Origin of the sequence: Nocardia vulneris (assembly GCF_001613425.1) — a bacterium.
GTDB classification, from domain to species: Bacteria; Actinomycetota; Actinomycetes; order Mycobacteriales; family Mycobacteriaceae; genus Nocardia; species Nocardia vulneris.
Genome location: NZ_BDCI01000018.1, coordinates 128226 through 142209, shown reverse-complemented (window position 1 = coordinate 142209; position 13984 = coordinate 128226). Strand labels below are relative to the sequence as shown.

At 67.4% G+C, this 13984-nt stretch carries 12 protein-coding genes; 8 read left to right on the top strand and 4 right to left on the bottom strand.

Going from position 1 to position 13984, the window contains the following annotated elements:
- Complete coding sequence (locus NVU01S_RS20940) at positions 1–1401, top strand: MATE family efflux transporter (RefSeq protein WP_043668739.1); 1401 nt, start codon at positions 1–3, stop codon at positions 1399–1401.
- A 252-nt stretch (positions 1402–1653) separates the two neighbouring features.
- Positions 1654–3198, top strand: a complete 1545-nt coding sequence (locus NVU01S_RS20935; protein ID WP_043668742.1) for a phospholipase C — start codon at positions 1654–1656, stop codon at positions 3196–3198.
- A 48-nt stretch (positions 3199–3246) separates the two neighbouring features.
- Here NVU01S_RS20935 and NVU01S_RS43470 read toward each other — a convergent pair whose 3' ends face one another.
- The gene (locus NVU01S_RS43470) at positions 3247–3459 is read right to left on the bottom strand and encodes a hypothetical protein (protein WP_043668744.1); all 213 of its coding nucleotides are present in this window, start codon (positions 3457–3459) and stop codon (positions 3247–3249) included.
- Between the two features lie 306 nt (positions 3460–3765).
- On the opposite strand from NVU01S_RS43470, the gene coaE reads away from it, so the two are divergent.
- Positions 3766–4956, top strand: a complete 1191-nt coding sequence (coaE, locus tag NVU01S_RS20930; RefSeq protein ID WP_043668747.1) for a dephospho-CoA kinase — start codon at positions 3766–3768, stop codon at positions 4954–4956.
- Between the two features lie 9 nt (positions 4957–4965).
- Here coaE and NVU01S_RS20925 read toward each other — a convergent pair whose 3' ends face one another.
- Together NVU01S_RS20925 and NVU01S_RS20920 are read right to left on the bottom strand one after the other, a co-directional pair.
- Positions 4966–5490, bottom strand: a complete 525-nt coding sequence (locus NVU01S_RS20925; protein WP_043668749.1) for a ribonuclease FAU-1 family protein — start codon at positions 5488–5490, stop codon at positions 4966–4968.
- 47 nt (positions 5491–5537) lie between these two features.
- Positions 5538–6185 (bottom strand): ribonuclease FAU-1 family protein, encoded by a 648-nt coding sequence (locus NVU01S_RS20920; RefSeq protein WP_043668751.1) that lies wholly within the window; start codon positions 6183–6185, stop codon positions 5538–5540.
- Between the two features lie 349 nt (positions 6186–6534).
- Between NVU01S_RS20920 and NVU01S_RS20915 the strand changes: the two genes are divergently transcribed.
- Both NVU01S_RS20915 and uvrB read left to right on the top strand, forming a co-directional pair.
- Positions 6535–7002 (top strand): NUDIX hydrolase, encoded by a 468-nt coding sequence (locus NVU01S_RS20915; protein WP_043668754.1) that lies wholly within the window; start codon positions 6535–6537, stop codon positions 7000–7002.
- A 61-nt stretch (positions 7003–7063) separates the two neighbouring features.
- Entirely contained in the window at positions 7064–9256 is a 2193-nt protein-coding gene (gene uvrB / locus NVU01S_RS20910) for an excinuclease ABC subunit UvrB (protein ID WP_043668757.1), read from the top strand.
- A gap of 1793 nt (positions 9257–11049) precedes the next feature.
- Here uvrB and NVU01S_RS20905 read toward each other — a convergent pair.
- Entirely contained in the window at positions 11050–11517 is a 468-nt protein-coding gene (locus tag NVU01S_RS20905) for a VOC family protein (RefSeq protein ID WP_043669037.1), read from the bottom strand.
- A 55-nt stretch (positions 11518–11572) separates the two neighbouring features.
- Here NVU01S_RS20905 and NVU01S_RS20900 point away from each other — a divergent pair, with 55 nt between their 5' ends.
- The 3 genes from NVU01S_RS20900 (at position 11573) to NVU01S_RS20890 (ending at position 13924) form a co-directional block, all read left to right on the top strand.
- A complete protein-coding gene (locus tag NVU01S_RS20900; protein ID WP_244467206.1) occupies positions 11573–12463 on the top strand; it encodes a helix-turn-helix domain-containing protein in 891 nt (296 codons plus the stop codon).
- Positions 12464–12571: 108 nt separating this feature from the next.
- Positions 12572–12985: a DoxX family protein gene (locus tag NVU01S_RS20895; RefSeq protein WP_043668760.1), complete on the top strand. Its 414-nt coding sequence runs from the start codon at positions 12572–12574 to the stop codon at positions 12983–12985.
- Between the two features lie 486 nt (positions 12986–13471).
- On the top strand, positions 13472–13924 hold the full coding sequence (locus NVU01S_RS20890) for a universal stress protein (RefSeq protein ID WP_014983412.1): 453 nt from the start codon (positions 13472–13474) through the stop codon (positions 13922–13924).
- The last annotated feature ends 60 nt before the right edge of the window (positions 13925–13984 follow it).

Genomic DNA, 13984 nt, shown 5'->3' with positions numbered 1-13984 from the left:
GTGGCAATTCGGGAGTATCGCGCCATCGTCGCGCTGGCCGCCCCGATCGCGGGCATCCAGCTCGCGCAGGTGGCGCTGACCACGGTCGATCTGGCGATGATGGGACTGCTCGGGATCGCGGCCGTCGCGGCGGGCGGGCTCGCGCTGCTGCTGTACAACCAGCTGCGCACCATGTGCGTCGGCATGGTCACCGGCGTCGGGAACATGATCGCCACGGCGGCCGGGCAGGGTGAGAAACGCACCGGCAGTGACGGACTCGATGCGCAGGCCCGCGCCGAGATCCGCGGGTACGTGCGCGCCGCCGCCGCGGTGGCCACCGTGGTGTCGATCGTGGGCGCGCTGATCCTCGTCGCGCTCGGCTACGCGCTGCGGTGGTTCGGGCAGGACCCGGCGGTGCTCGAGCTGGCGCGGCCGATCATCTGGGCGCTCGCACCGGGGCTGATTCCGATGCTGTGGCTGAATGTGCTGCGGCAGTTCGCCGTCGGGCTGCGCCGAGCCGGCTCGCTGCTGCGGGTGACGCTGCTCTCGATCGGCGTGAACGCGCTGTTGAACGCGCTGTTCATCTTCGGCTGGTTCGGTATTCCGCAGCTGGGCCTGGCCGGTATCGGTCTAGCCACGACGCTGGTGCAAGTCTGGACCTTCGGTACCTACCTGCGCACCGTCCGGCGCGATCCCGTACTCGGCGAACTGCTTTCGCTGCGCGTGTGGACCGCCGACCGCGCCACGGTGCTGCGGATCGTGCGGATGGGCACGCCCATCTCGCTCACCTACGGTGCGGAAGCGGCGATCACGTCCATCGCCACGGTGCTGATGGGTGGGTTCGGGCCGGTGGCGCTGGCCGCGAGCAATATCGTGAATCAGCTGGCCTACATCGTCTACCAGGTGAACATCGGCCTCTCCCAAGGCTCCTCGATTTTGGTGAGTCGCACGGTGGGCCAAGGGGATCAGCATGCGGTCGCCGGTATCGCCCGGCGCACCTTCGCGCTCGGTTTCGGCTTCATGACGGCGGTGGGACTGGTGTACGTGCTGTTCCCCGGCACGGTGCTCGCGCCGTTCCTCGGCGCGGACCGCGACGACACCGCGGTGGTCGCCGCGGCATCGACGCTGCTGTGGTTCGCGATCGTCCAGCAGTACTGCAAGGGTTCGCAGAATCTGTGCATCGGCCTGCTGCGCGGGATCGGAAATACCAAGGCGGGCATGCAGAGCACGTTGATCGGCTACTTCGTGCTCGGTGTGCCCGCGATGGCGCTGTTCGCATTCGCATTGGATTTGCGCGGGCCAGGGATCTGGCTGGGCTTGTGCGTCGGGTTCGGCACCACCGCGATCCTGGTGTGGCGCAGGTTTCTGCGCGGGGTGGCCGAGTTGACCACGGCCGCACGGGAACCCGTGTCCGTCAACTGACGAACGGGAGGAATCGGGCAAAGCACATGAAACCGGCTGGGCCGCTGGGATTCTCGGACACATTGCGTTGAGTCCGGCAATTCGGGCAATCGACGGCAATTGTTCAGCATCGATCGGTGGCGAACGTGGTCCAGATCACCTGATCGGTATCACCTGTTGATCTTTCTCTGCGGCGTCGCCGCACCTCGGGTAGGGTCGGCGCGGATCGCGAAATTCTGCTCGACAGCCCTGGCGGAAAGGTCGGCCGACACGATGTGCGCAGCGGGGCCGTTCAGCGGACTCAACCGCAGACAATTCCTAGCGAAGGCGGCCGCGGCCGGTGCGGTGGGCGCGTTGGCCTCCTGGGCCGACCCGATCATCCAGCGGGCCTACGCCGCCGATCCGGCGGGCACAGGCGGCCTCGGCGATATCGAGCATTTCGTGCTGCTGATGCAGGAGAACCGTTCGTTCGACCACTATTTCGGCACACTGTCAGGCGTCCGCGGCTTCGACGACCCGTCGCCGGCCTGGCGGCAGTACGGGTGGACGCCCGGAACCGGCCCCACGGCTGACGGTTTCGTCAATCCGTTCCGGCTCGACACCACCCGCGGCGCCACGCTGGACGGTGAATGCATCAACGACCCGGATCATTCCTGGGGCGGCATGCATCGCGCGTGGAACGGCGGCCGCAACGATGGTTGGATGCCGATGTCGGTGGCCAGTGTCGGCCCGGCGAACGCGCCCGCCGCGATGGGTTACTACCTGCCGGAAGACATTCCGATCCACACCGCGCTCGCCGATGCCTTCACGCTGTGTGACAACTACCACTGCTCGGTACTCGGACCCACCGATCCGAACCGGCTGTACTGGATCAGCGCGACCATCGACCCGGACGGCTACGCGGGCGGCCCGCTGGTGCGGACGCCGACGCTCATTCCGCAACACGTGTACAGCTGGCGCACCTACCCGGAGAACCTCACCGAGGCCGGCGTGAGCTGGAAGGTCTACAACAACCGCGATGTCGGCCCGCTGTCCTCGGTGCTGCTGGACGGCATGCTCGGCTGCTTCACGCAATCCGCCGACCCCGCTTCGGATTTGGCGCGCCGCGGCATGGCGCCGGTGTACCCCAACGACTTCCAGGCCGACGTCGCCAACGACACGCTGCCCGCGGTGTCCTGGGTGATCCCGTCGCTGCTCAACTGCGAACATCCCGCGCTGCCTGCGGCTTTCGGCGCCTTCGGCATCGTGCAGCTGCTCGACATCCTCACCTCGAACCCGAAGGTGTGGGAGAAGACCGCGCTGATCATCAGCTACGACGAGAACGGCGGCTTCTTCGATCACGTCACCCCGCCGACCGCGCCGCCGGGCACCCCGGGCGAGTTCCTCACGGTGCCGCTCGACCGCGTCGAGGCGGCGGACGGCACCGCCGGTCCGATAGGTCTCGGCTATCGTGTTCCCGCACTGGTGATCTCGCCTTATACCCGGGGCGGACTCGTCGCGTCCGAGACCTTCGATCACACCTCGCAATTGCGGCTGCTGGAAACCAGATTCGGCGTCGATGTGCCCAATCTGACGGCGTGGCGGCGGGGCGTCACCGGCGATATGACCTCCACGTTCGATTTCGGCTCCGCGCCGAATTCGGCGAAACCCGTACTGCCCGACCCGAAACCGAAAATGGATGCCGCGATCGCCCAGTGCGGCCCGAATGTCGCCCTGGGAACGGCGACCGCCGGAGTTCCGTATCCGGTGCCGCCGAATGCCATGCCGACGCAACAACCCGGTACCCGGCGCAGGCCGAGCGGGTTGATTCGGGCATGAGAGTGGCCCAGCCCTGGCGGGGGCTGGGCCACTGCTCGAAGTATGAGGTCAGCTCGCGGTCGCGGGCACCCACCGGACCGAGGCGACGGTGGAGCGTTTGCGCATGGCCGCGAAACTGTGCCGGGCCGGGCTGATCAACGCGGTGAACCAAGTGCGGCGGTGCTCGGCCAGCGCCTCCGCGACGGCGGGAATCTGGGTGCAGTGCACGCCACCCGCCATACCCAGGCGGTGGCGACCCGTCTGGTTGTTTCTGGTGCCCAATGGTGTTCCTTTGCTTGCTGGTGCTGGCGCCTGGATCGCCACGGCGAAGATTAGCCGAACGAAAGTGCCGCGCAGAGTATTTTGCGCAAGTAATTGGCTCGGCGTGTCGGAAAGTTGTCGCCGCGTGACCCGGTTCGACCGGAATTGTTGCGAATCGGTCTCGGCCTCGTCACGGATCGAACAAATGCGGCGAGGGCAGGTGGAAAGTCAGCCGTCAGTGGGTAATCGGGCTGATTGTGTCCCGATGGCGGCCGGGTGCACGGGTGGGGCGCGGCGCGCGAGAACGCCGGATGTAAGACTGGTCGAATGTTGCGGATCGGCCTCACCGGAGGCATGGGAGCGGGCAAGTCGACGGTGGCGCGGATGCTCGCCGACCGCGGGGCGGTGATCGTCGATTCCGATCTGATCGCCAGGGAGGTCGTCGCGCCTGGCACCGAAGGCCTCGCGGCCCTCGTGGACGCGTTCGGCGCCGGCATCCTGTCGGCCGACGGCAGTCTGGATCGCCCGGCCCTCGCCGCCAAAGCATTCGCCGACGACGCGTCCCGTGCCCGGCTGAATTCCATTACGCATCCGCTGGTGGGTAAACGCACCGGGGAATTGATTGCCGCCGCGGCGCCGGACGCCATTGTGGTGCAGGATATTCCGCTGCTGGTGGAAAACGGTCTCGCGCCGCTGATGAATCTCGTGCTGGTCGTCGACGTGCCCGCGGAAACTCGGCTGCATCGATTGGTGGAATTCCGTGGTGTCGCCGAAGCGGACGCGCGGGCGCGAATTGCGGCGCAGGCCACCGACGAGCAGCGGCGTGCGGTAGCCGATGTGCTGCTGGACAACAGTGGTGCGCCGGCGGATATCGAGGGGACGGTCCGCGCGCTGTGGGACGAGCGGCTGGTGCCGTTCGAACACAACCTGCGCACCGCGACCCCCGCCCGGCGAAAAGAGGTGCGGCTCGTCCCGGCGAACCCGGAGTGGGACGCGCAGGCGCAGCGACTGATCGCCCGATTGTGGGTGGCGTGCGGGCAGGCCGCCGCGCGGATCGATCACATCGGCTCGACCTCGGTGCCGGAGCTGCCCGCGAAGGACGTGATCGATCTCCAGATCACCGTCGCCGATCTGGCGGCCGCCGACGGACTGCGAGATGCGTTGGGGGCAGCGGGATTTCCGGTGCGGCCGAGCGTCACCCAGGACAATCCGAAGCCGACGCCCGCAGACCCCGAGGGCGTCGACACCGCGCTGTGGTCCAAGCGATTCCATCAGAGCGCGGACCCCGGCCGCCTCGCCAATGTGCATGTGCGCGTGGACGGAACCCCGGGCCAGCAATTCGCGCTGCGCTTCCGTGACTGGTTGCGTGCCGACCCTGCCGCGCGCGCCGAATACCTCGAGCTCAAGCGAGCGGGCGAGGCGAAAGCGGCCGGGCTCAGCGGTGCCGAGGCGACGACCGCCTATCTCGACGTCAAGGAGCCGTGGTTCGACGCGGTGTACCAGCGGCTGTTCGGGTGATCCGGCCGGTTACTTCCAGGTCAGCGTGATGCCACGCGAATCGAGCCAGCGGTTCAGGTCGTAACCGTGCGCGGCGAGACCATCGATGGTGGCGGTGGCGTGTGCGATCGCCGCCTCGGCCGCGGCGGCGGTGATCAACCCGGCGACGTGCGCGGCGAGCAGCTCGTCGACGTCGAGCAGTTCGCATTCGCGGCCGGTGCGCACGACGATGTCGAGGTAGTGGTCCACCGACTGCCACTTGTCCGGCGCCACCTGGCCGAACTCGCCGAGGTCCAGATAGAAATCCTGATCCCGCCGATGCTCGGGGTGGTAGTGGAACACGCTGGCCCGCAAGGCCAGTTCGGGCAGCAGCCAGGACTCGATGTAGTGGAACTGTTCATGGTCCGAGGTGCGCGCCATGTACAGGCCCCATGGCGCCACCTGGTACCGCTCGACCGGTCGCACGAAGCCCTTCGGATCCGTGTTGGTCAGGTCCGCGAGGTCGAAGTATTCGACCTTGGGCCGATGCACGTCGACAGAGGGTGCCTGCGTCATGCATCCAGAATCTACCGGCGCGTGGACCGAGTCGAGCGGTGTGGCGGTCACATCCAGGTCAGCGTGATGCCGCGGGTGGCGAGCCAGTCCTCGACGCAGTGGTCGTTGACGGCCAGTCCGTCCAGCGCGGCCGTCGCGCACTCGAAGGCCCGATGCGCCTGCGCCGAGTCCACCAGGCCGGCCGCGTGGGCGGCCAGCAGGTCGTCCACGCCGCGTAGTTCGACGTCGCGGCCGCGGTGCACCTCGATGTCGAGGTAGTGGTCGACGGCCTTCCAGCGCTTCGGCGCGATCTCGGTGAACTCGCCGATATCGAGGTGGAAGTCGTGGTCGACGTGGTGCGCCGGATTGCGGCGGGTGACCGTCACGCGCAACGACAGCTCCGGCAGCAGCCAGCACTCCAGGTAGTGGTGGTGCGGGACGGGCACGATGCGCGCCATGTAGAGGCCCCACGGTTCGTGGTGGTAGCGCTCGACCTGACGGACGAAACCCTTGTTGTCGGTGCTGGTGAGTTCGGCCAGGTTGAAGAACTCGACGTGCGGCCGGTGGGGTGGCTCACCCGGGGGTAACGAGTTCGGTGGGTTGGCGGCCGGGCCGCTGTGATTCAGGCCGGGTACCGCCGCGCGGAGATGCCTGGCGAGGTTTCCTGCGAAGCCCGTTGTGGGCGCGGTATTAAGCAATGGAATCAGACCTCTCATGGCTGTTGTCCTTCGCCGCATCCGAACTCGTTGTCCGAACAACCAAATCAGAGTACACCTGGGAATGGGTCACGGGGTGTAATGCGCGAGCATCATTTTCGCCACGAAACCTGTTGCTGCTGAGGGAAATTCGGACATCGGTGGGATTCGTAAAGTGAAATAGACGTGGTGCGGCACGGCGGACGTGCCACTTTTACCGTCCCTTTTACCGCTCTTGGGCGGGCGACGGTGTGCCGAATTCCACCGCATCGTGGAACGGCCGCCGTAACAACGGAAAGAATGCCCCGCCCATCCCCGCCGAAAACCCACTTTCGGCCACGACGGACGACCGGTCCGTAGGTTGGGCCGCATGAGTTTTCGGCTGGCGGCGTACGCGGTATGCCTCGACGGCGAACGTCTCCTGCTCACCCGGCACATCCCGTCGAGCGGTGACCCGACCTGGACCCTGCCGGGCGGCCGGGTCGAGCACGCCGAGGATCCGTACGACGCCGTGCTGCGGGAGCTCGCCGAAGAGACGGGCTGTCGAGGGGAGGTCGTCCGGCTGCTCGGCGTGGACTCCAGGGTCATCCCCGCGGATGTCGCGCGGGCCGGGGTCGAGCATCAGAATGTCGGCATCTTCTACGGGGTTCGCGTCATCGGTGGCAGGCTGCGGGCCGAGCCGGACGGTGCGACCGCCGAGCCGACGTGGACCCCGGTCGGCGCCGTCGCGGATCTGCGCCGGTCGTCGCTCGTGGATGTCGGGCTGGCCATGGCACTGACCCGGCCGGTGACGGGTCATGTGGCTACCGTGCCGGTCGGCGGGCTGATCCAGCACTGAGGTGTGGTGCGGGCCACCGGACCAGCGGAATCTGTCGGTGGCTCGGCCTAGGCTGGTCATCATGGCATTCGCAACCGAGATTCCGACGGAGGGCTACGAGGACAGGGCCGCCGGTGCGACCCCGTTGGCCCACTCGGAGCATCGACCCGTCGGCGAGATCGAGCGCACCGAGGGGCAATTCCAGGTGGTCAGCGACCACCAGCCGGCCGGTGACCAGCCGGCCGCCATCGCCGAGCTGGAACGCCGGATCACGGCGGGGGAGCGCGACGTCGTGCTGCTCGGCGCCACCGGTACCGGTAAATCGGCGACCACGGCCTGGCTCATCGAGAAGCTGCAGCGCCCGACGCTGGTGATGGCGCCGAACAAGACGCTGGCCGCGCAGCTGGCCAACGAACTGCGCGAGATGCTGCCCAACAACGCGGTCGAGTACTTCGTCTCGTACTACGACTACTACCAACCCGAGGCGTACATCGCGCAGACCGACACCTACATCGAGAAGGACAGCTCGATCAACGACGACGTCGAACGGCTGCGGCATTCGGCGACCTCGAGCCTGCTGTCGCGGCGCGACGTGGTCGTGGTCGCGTCGGTGTCCTGCATCTACGGCCTCGGCACCCCGCAGTCCTACCTGGACCGTTCGATCCAGCTGGAAGTCGGCACGGAGGTCGACCGGGATGCGCTGCTGCGCCTGCTCGTCGACGTGCAGTACACCCGCAACGACATGGCCTTCACCCGCGGCTCGTTCCGGGTGCGCGGCGACACCGTCGAGATCATCCCGTCCTACGAGGAACTCGCGGTGCGCATCGAGTTCTTCGGTGACGAGATCGAGGCGCTGTACTACCTGCATCCGCTCACCGGCGATGTGGTCCGGCAGGTCGAGATGCTGCGCATCTTCCCGGCCACCCACTACGTGGCCGGCCCGGAGCGGATGGAACGCGCGGTGCGCGATATCGAAGCCGAACTGGAAGAGCGGCTCGCCGAGCTGGAACGGCAGGGCAAGCTGCTGGAGGCCCAGCGCCTGCGCATGCGGACCCAGTACGACCTGGAGATGATCCGGCAGGTCGGCTTCTGCTCCGGCATCGAGAACTATTCGCGCCACATCGACGGCCGCCCGGCCGGATCGGCGCCCGCCACGCTGCTCGACTACTTCCCGGACGACTTCCTGCTCGTCATCGACGAGTCGCACGTGACCGTGCCGCAGATCGGCGGCATGTACGAGGGCGACATGTCGCGTAAGCGCAACCTGGTCGAGTTCGGTTTCCGGCTGCCGTCCGCGGTGGACAACCGGCCACTCACCTGGGAGGAGTTCGCCGACCGGATCGGGCAGGCGGTGTATCTCTCGGCCACCCCCGGCCCGTACGAGCTGGGGCAGGTCGGCGGTGAGGTGGTCGAGCAGGTCATCCGGCCGACCGGCCTGGTCGATCCGCAGGTGGTGGTCAAACCGACCAAGGGCCAGATCGACGATCTGGTGCACGAGATCCGGGTGCGCACCGAACGGGACGAGCGGGTGCTGGTCACCACGCTGACCAAGAAGATGGCCGAGGACCTCACCGACTATCTGCTCGGGCTCGGGGTGCGGGTGCGCTACCTGCACTCGGAGATCGACACGTTGCGCCGGGTCGAGCTGCTGCGGCAGCTGCGCCTCGGCGAGTACGACGTGCTGGTCGGCATCAACCTGCTGCGCGAGGGTCTCGACCTGCCCGAGGTGTCGCTGGTCGCGATCCTCGACGCGGACAAGGAAGGCTTCCTGCGCAGCAGCACCAGCCTGATCCAGACCATCGGCCGCGCGGCGCGCAACGTGTCCGGTGAGGTGCACATGTACGCCGACAAGATCACCGACTCGATGCGGCACGCGATCGAGGAGACCGATCGGCGCCGGGCCAAGCAGGTCGCCTACAACACCGAGATGGGCATCGACCCGAAACCGTTGCGCAAGAAGATCGCCGACATCCTCGACCAGGTCTACAAGGAAGCCGACGAGACCGAGGTCGAGGTCGGCGGTTCCGGCCGCAACGCCAGCCGTGGCCGTCGCGCCCAGGGCGAGCCCGGTCGCGCGGTCAGCGCCGGCGTCTACGAGGGCCGCGACATCAAGTCCATGCCCCGCGCCGAACTCGCCGACCTCGTCAAAGAACTCACCGCCCAGATGATGAACGCCGCCCGCGAACTCCAATTCGAACTGGCCGGCCGCCTCCGCGACGAAATCGCCGACCTCAAAAAGGAACTACGCGGCATGGACGCCGCCGGCCTCAGCTGAAGTTTCTCCGTTCCGGAGCAGGTCGCCGCCGAAGGGTTGGTCCCCGAGGGTGGTCGGCCCGCTTCGGCGTGGCGTCCGCCACCGATGGGAGGCTGCCGAGGAGGTGTTGGTGGCCGCAGAAAGGTCGCCGGGCGGTGAGGGTTGTCGGGCGGTGCAGGTTGTCGGGTGGTGCGGGTTGTTGGGCGCTGCAGGTCGCCGGGCGGTGCGGGTTGTTGGGCGCTGCAGGGTTAGCAGTCGACGACGGGGGTCTTGGCTGGATGGACACTCGACGCGAAGCGTCCGCCCGAAGTTCGGGCACGCCTGGCTGCGCTGCGCGCCAGCCGCGCGCAGATCCCGCACCCTTTCTGTGTTCGCGCACCCTGACTTGCCGTGGGACACGCGGTGGTTGGGTGCAGAAGGGGTGCGGCTGATGGAAGTGCTGACTGGAGGTCGGTGCAGGTGGGGTGCTTGCTAGTGCGGAGACGGGTGGAGGTGGCAGGGCTGGTGCTGGTGCGGTTGGGGGAGCGCAAGGCCGGGCGGCATTCGGCGGCGCTGCGAGGTACCGCGCGGGTTTGTGGTGCGTCCGCACCCTTTCTGTGATCGCGCACCCTGACATGCCGCGGGACACGCCGTGGTTGGGCGCAGAAGGGGTGCGGAGTTGGCGGCGAAGTCAGTGCGGAGTCGGGTGCGGCTGCCAGGGCCGTGGAGCTGCTGACGCTGGGCCGTGCACCTCGGCTTGCCGTGAGACGCCGTGGTTCGTTGCAGAAAGGGTGCGGGAGCTGAAGGCTGGGCCGCGCCTGGCGGCGGGGCGGTGGCGCGCGGGTTTGCGGTGCATCCGCACCCTTTCTGTGTTCGCGCACCCCGACTTGCCGTGCGACACGCGGTGGTTGGGTGCAGAAAGGGTGCGGCTGATGGAAGTGCCCGACTGGAGGCCGGTGCAGGTGGGGTGCTAGTGCCGAGACGGGTGCAGGTGGTGGGCCGGTGCGAGAGCGGAAGGCCGGGGCGGCACCTGGCGGAGACGGGTGGAGGTGGCACGGCTGGTGCTGGTGCGGTTGGGGAGTGGAAGGCCGGGCGGCACCTGACGGCGCTGCGAGGTGGCGTGCGGGTTTGTGGTGCGTTCGCACCCTTTCTGTGTTCGCGCACTCTGACTTGCCGTGCGACACGCGGTGTTTGGCACCGTAGGGGTGCGTGGGCTTGCCGAGGTGCGGGTGCGAAGGCGGGTGCAGGTGCAGGCACTGAAGGCGGGCCGCGCCTGGCGGCGCTGCGTTGTGCCGCGCGGGTTTGTGGTGCGGTTCGCACCCTTTCTGTGTTCGCGCACCCTGACATGCCGTGAAACACGCAGTGGTTCGGAATGGAAGGGGTGCGGGGTCTGGTGGAGGCTGTCGGTGTGGTGACGGGTGGAGGTACCAGGGTCGGTCCGGGTCCGGGTCCGGGTCCGGGTCCGGGTCCGGGTCCGGGAGCTGGGGGCCGGGCCGCGCCTGCCGGCGCTGCGATGTGGCGCGGGGTTTGGGGTGTATCCGCGCACCTTCTCTGGGTTCGCGCACCTCGACTTGCTGTGGGACACGCCGTGGTTCGGGGCAGAAGGGGTGCGAAGTTGGTGCAAGTGCCAGGAGCGGAGGCAGGTGCAGGCGCCGGGACGGGTGCCAGGGCCGGTGCGGATGCCGAAGGCCGGTCCGGGCCTGGCGGTGCTGCGGTGTGGCGGGCGGGTTTGGGTGCGCCCCGCACCTTTTCTGTGTTTGCGCACCTCGACTTGCCGTGGGACACGCGGTGGTTCGGAATGGAAGGGGTGCGGGGCTGGTGGAGGTCGCCGGGGGTTACTGGGTGGCGAGCCATTCGTTGACGCGGCGGTCGGCTTCTTCGCGGGAGACGTTTTCGACCTTGGTGAGGACGGCCCAGCGGTGGCCGAAGGGGTCGATGATGACGGCGAAGCGGTCGCCGGTGACGAAGGTCTGCGGTTCTTCGGCGCTGCGGGCGCCGTGTGCGAGGGCGCGGGCGATGACGCTGTCGACGTCGGGGCAGTAGTGCACGATCGAGGTGTGCACCCATTCGCCGTTCGGGGCGAGCACGTTGTTGTCGGGTATCGGCATGCCGAGTTGCAGGGTGGAATCGCCGATCTTCAGTTCGGCGTGCGCGGGCTGTCCGTCGGGCAGGTCGTTGCGGCTGAGCAGTTCGGCGCCGAATACGGCGGTGTAGAAGTCGATGGCCTTGTTCGCGTCTCCGACAGCGAGGAAGCAGGTGATCGAGTGGTAGCCGTCGGCGATGGGGTTCACGGTGTCGGTCATGGCACCGATACTGGTCGCCCACGACCGGCCGGTCTTGTAAGAAAGCGACAGCACGATGTCCGGTAGTACCGCGTTCGATCCGCCCGCACCCAACCCGGTGACCGCCGTGGATACCACCGGCATCCTGCACCCGGACGAACAGGCGAAGTACCGCTCGCTGGCGCGGCTGCCCGCGGGGCCGGTGGTCGGTCGTTTCGTCGAGTGGTACTGGTCGGTGCGCTGGGATCTGCGCGACCGGCCGCCGTACCACGCGCAGGTGCTGCCCTATCCCAGCGTGAACGTCACGTTCGAGCGATCGGCAACGCGTACAGGCGGTTTCGTCACCGGAGTGTGTACGACGAAGTTCGTCCGCGAGCTCAGCGGGGTGGGGGAGACTTTCGGTGTGCGCTTCCGGGCCGGCGGTTTCGGCGCGTTCACGGGTTTGGATGTCGGGTCCTTCCGCGATACCTCCGTCCCGTTGACCGAGGTGCTGCCCGACGCGGGCGACCTGATCGAGCGGGTCCTGGACGCGACCACCGACGAGCAGCGCCGCAGCGTGCTCGAGGATTTCCTCGCGCCGCGCTGCACCCCGGCGGACCCGACCTACCCGCTGGTGTTGCGCATCGTCGAGGCGATCGCCCGGGACCAGGAGTTGACCAGGGTGGATCAGATCACCGAGCGCTTCGACGTTTCGATGCGCACCCTGCAGCGCATGTTCCGCCGCTACGTCGGCGCCGGACCCAAGTGGGTGCTGCGTCGTTACCGCTTGCAGGACGGCGCGGAACTGCTCGCCCGCGGCCGCACCGAAGATCTCGCCATGTTGGCCGCCGAGCTGGGATACTTCGATCAGGCGCACTTCTCGCGCGAGTTCACCGCGGAAGTCGGAATGGCTCCACTGGAATACGCCAAGAATTCGCTACGCTCGCGCAACGAGGTTACGGCGAAGGTCCTGCCGACCAGGACGTAGTTGCCGAGCCGACCGTATTCGACCATTCGACCGGGGCTGGGGAAATACCCCTCCGAGCCGCTAGTTGAATGTTGCACTACCTACCGTCAGCCAAACAAGGAGCTGGACATGGATGTCGTGGTGTTGATCGGACGGGTGTTGTTCGCGGTGTTGTTCCTGAGCTCGGGCGCCGGGCATTTCATGCAGACCGACGCGATGGCGGGCTATGCCGAGAGCCGGGGTCTGCCGATGGCCAAGCTGTCGGTGCTCGGGTCGGGTGCGCTGTTCGCGCTGGGCGGGCTCAGCATTCTGCTCGGGGTGTGGGCGGATCTGGGCGCACTGGTGCTCGCGGTGTTGCTGGTGGTCACCGCGGTGCTGATGCACGCGTTCTGGAAGGAGACCGACGCCCAGGCCAAGCAGATGGAGATGATCAGCTTCAACAAGGACGTGGCCCTCGGCGGCGCCGCGTTGATGCTGTTCGCGTTCTTCGCTCATGTCGACGACCTCGGATTGACCATCACCGGACCGCTTTTCGACCTCTGAACCCTGTGCGGCGCGCTAATATTGCGCGTCCTTTTAGTGCAGGGAGAAGGTAGGCATGGACATCATCGGAGCGATTCTGGGCTTATTTTGGGCGAACTACCGGCAGTGGCCCTGATAGCTCGTCAGTACCGAGCCCGATCGGCCCGTCCCGGCGCGTGATTTACGCGCCGCGGCGGGCCGATCGGCGTTCCATCGCCCCTGGTGTGTGACGAATATCCCAGGGGGACAAGACGGTTCACCATTGTTGTGCTGGATCACAGTTTGCCGACCCCGCATTTGTGTCCGGCCTGGTTACTCGGGCCCTCGCGACATTTCCCCGCGAACCTGTGGCATGAATGCCCGGACACCGCCGATGTGATGTGTTGCGATTTCTGATATTTCCACTCCGTTTGCCGCTAGGGTCGACGCAAGTCGCTGCGCCGGTGCCGCGTCTGTGCGGGTGCACCGGCGTGGGCAACGTGACCACTTCATAACTTGGAGGAGAGAATGACCGCCTACCGGACGATCGTCGTCGGTACCGATGGCTCGGACTCGTCGTACGTCGCCGTCGAGAAGGCCGCCGCGCTGGCTGGAGTGTCCGCCGCGACCCTGGTCATCGCGTGTGCTTACTACCCCACCGACGATCGTGACGTGGCCGCGGCCGCCGATGTCCTGAAGGAAGAGGCCTACCAGGTGCGCGGGTCCGCCCCCACCAACGAGATCCTGCGCACCGCGCGGGACAAGGCCGCCGCCGCGGGCGCGGTGGACATCGTCGAGCGCGCCGTGGTCGGCGAGCCGGTCGAGTCCCTGCTGACGCTGACCAAGGAGGTCGACGCCGACCTGCTCGTCGTCGGTAACCGTGGCTTGAACACCCTGACCGGTCGCCTGCTCGGCTCCGTCCCCTCGGACGTGGCCCGCAAGTCCCGCTCGGACGTGCTCATCGTGCACACCGTGCGCTGACCCACCCGCTACCCGAAAGGCTCCGCATCGCACCCGATGCGGAGCCTTTCGCGTCATCTG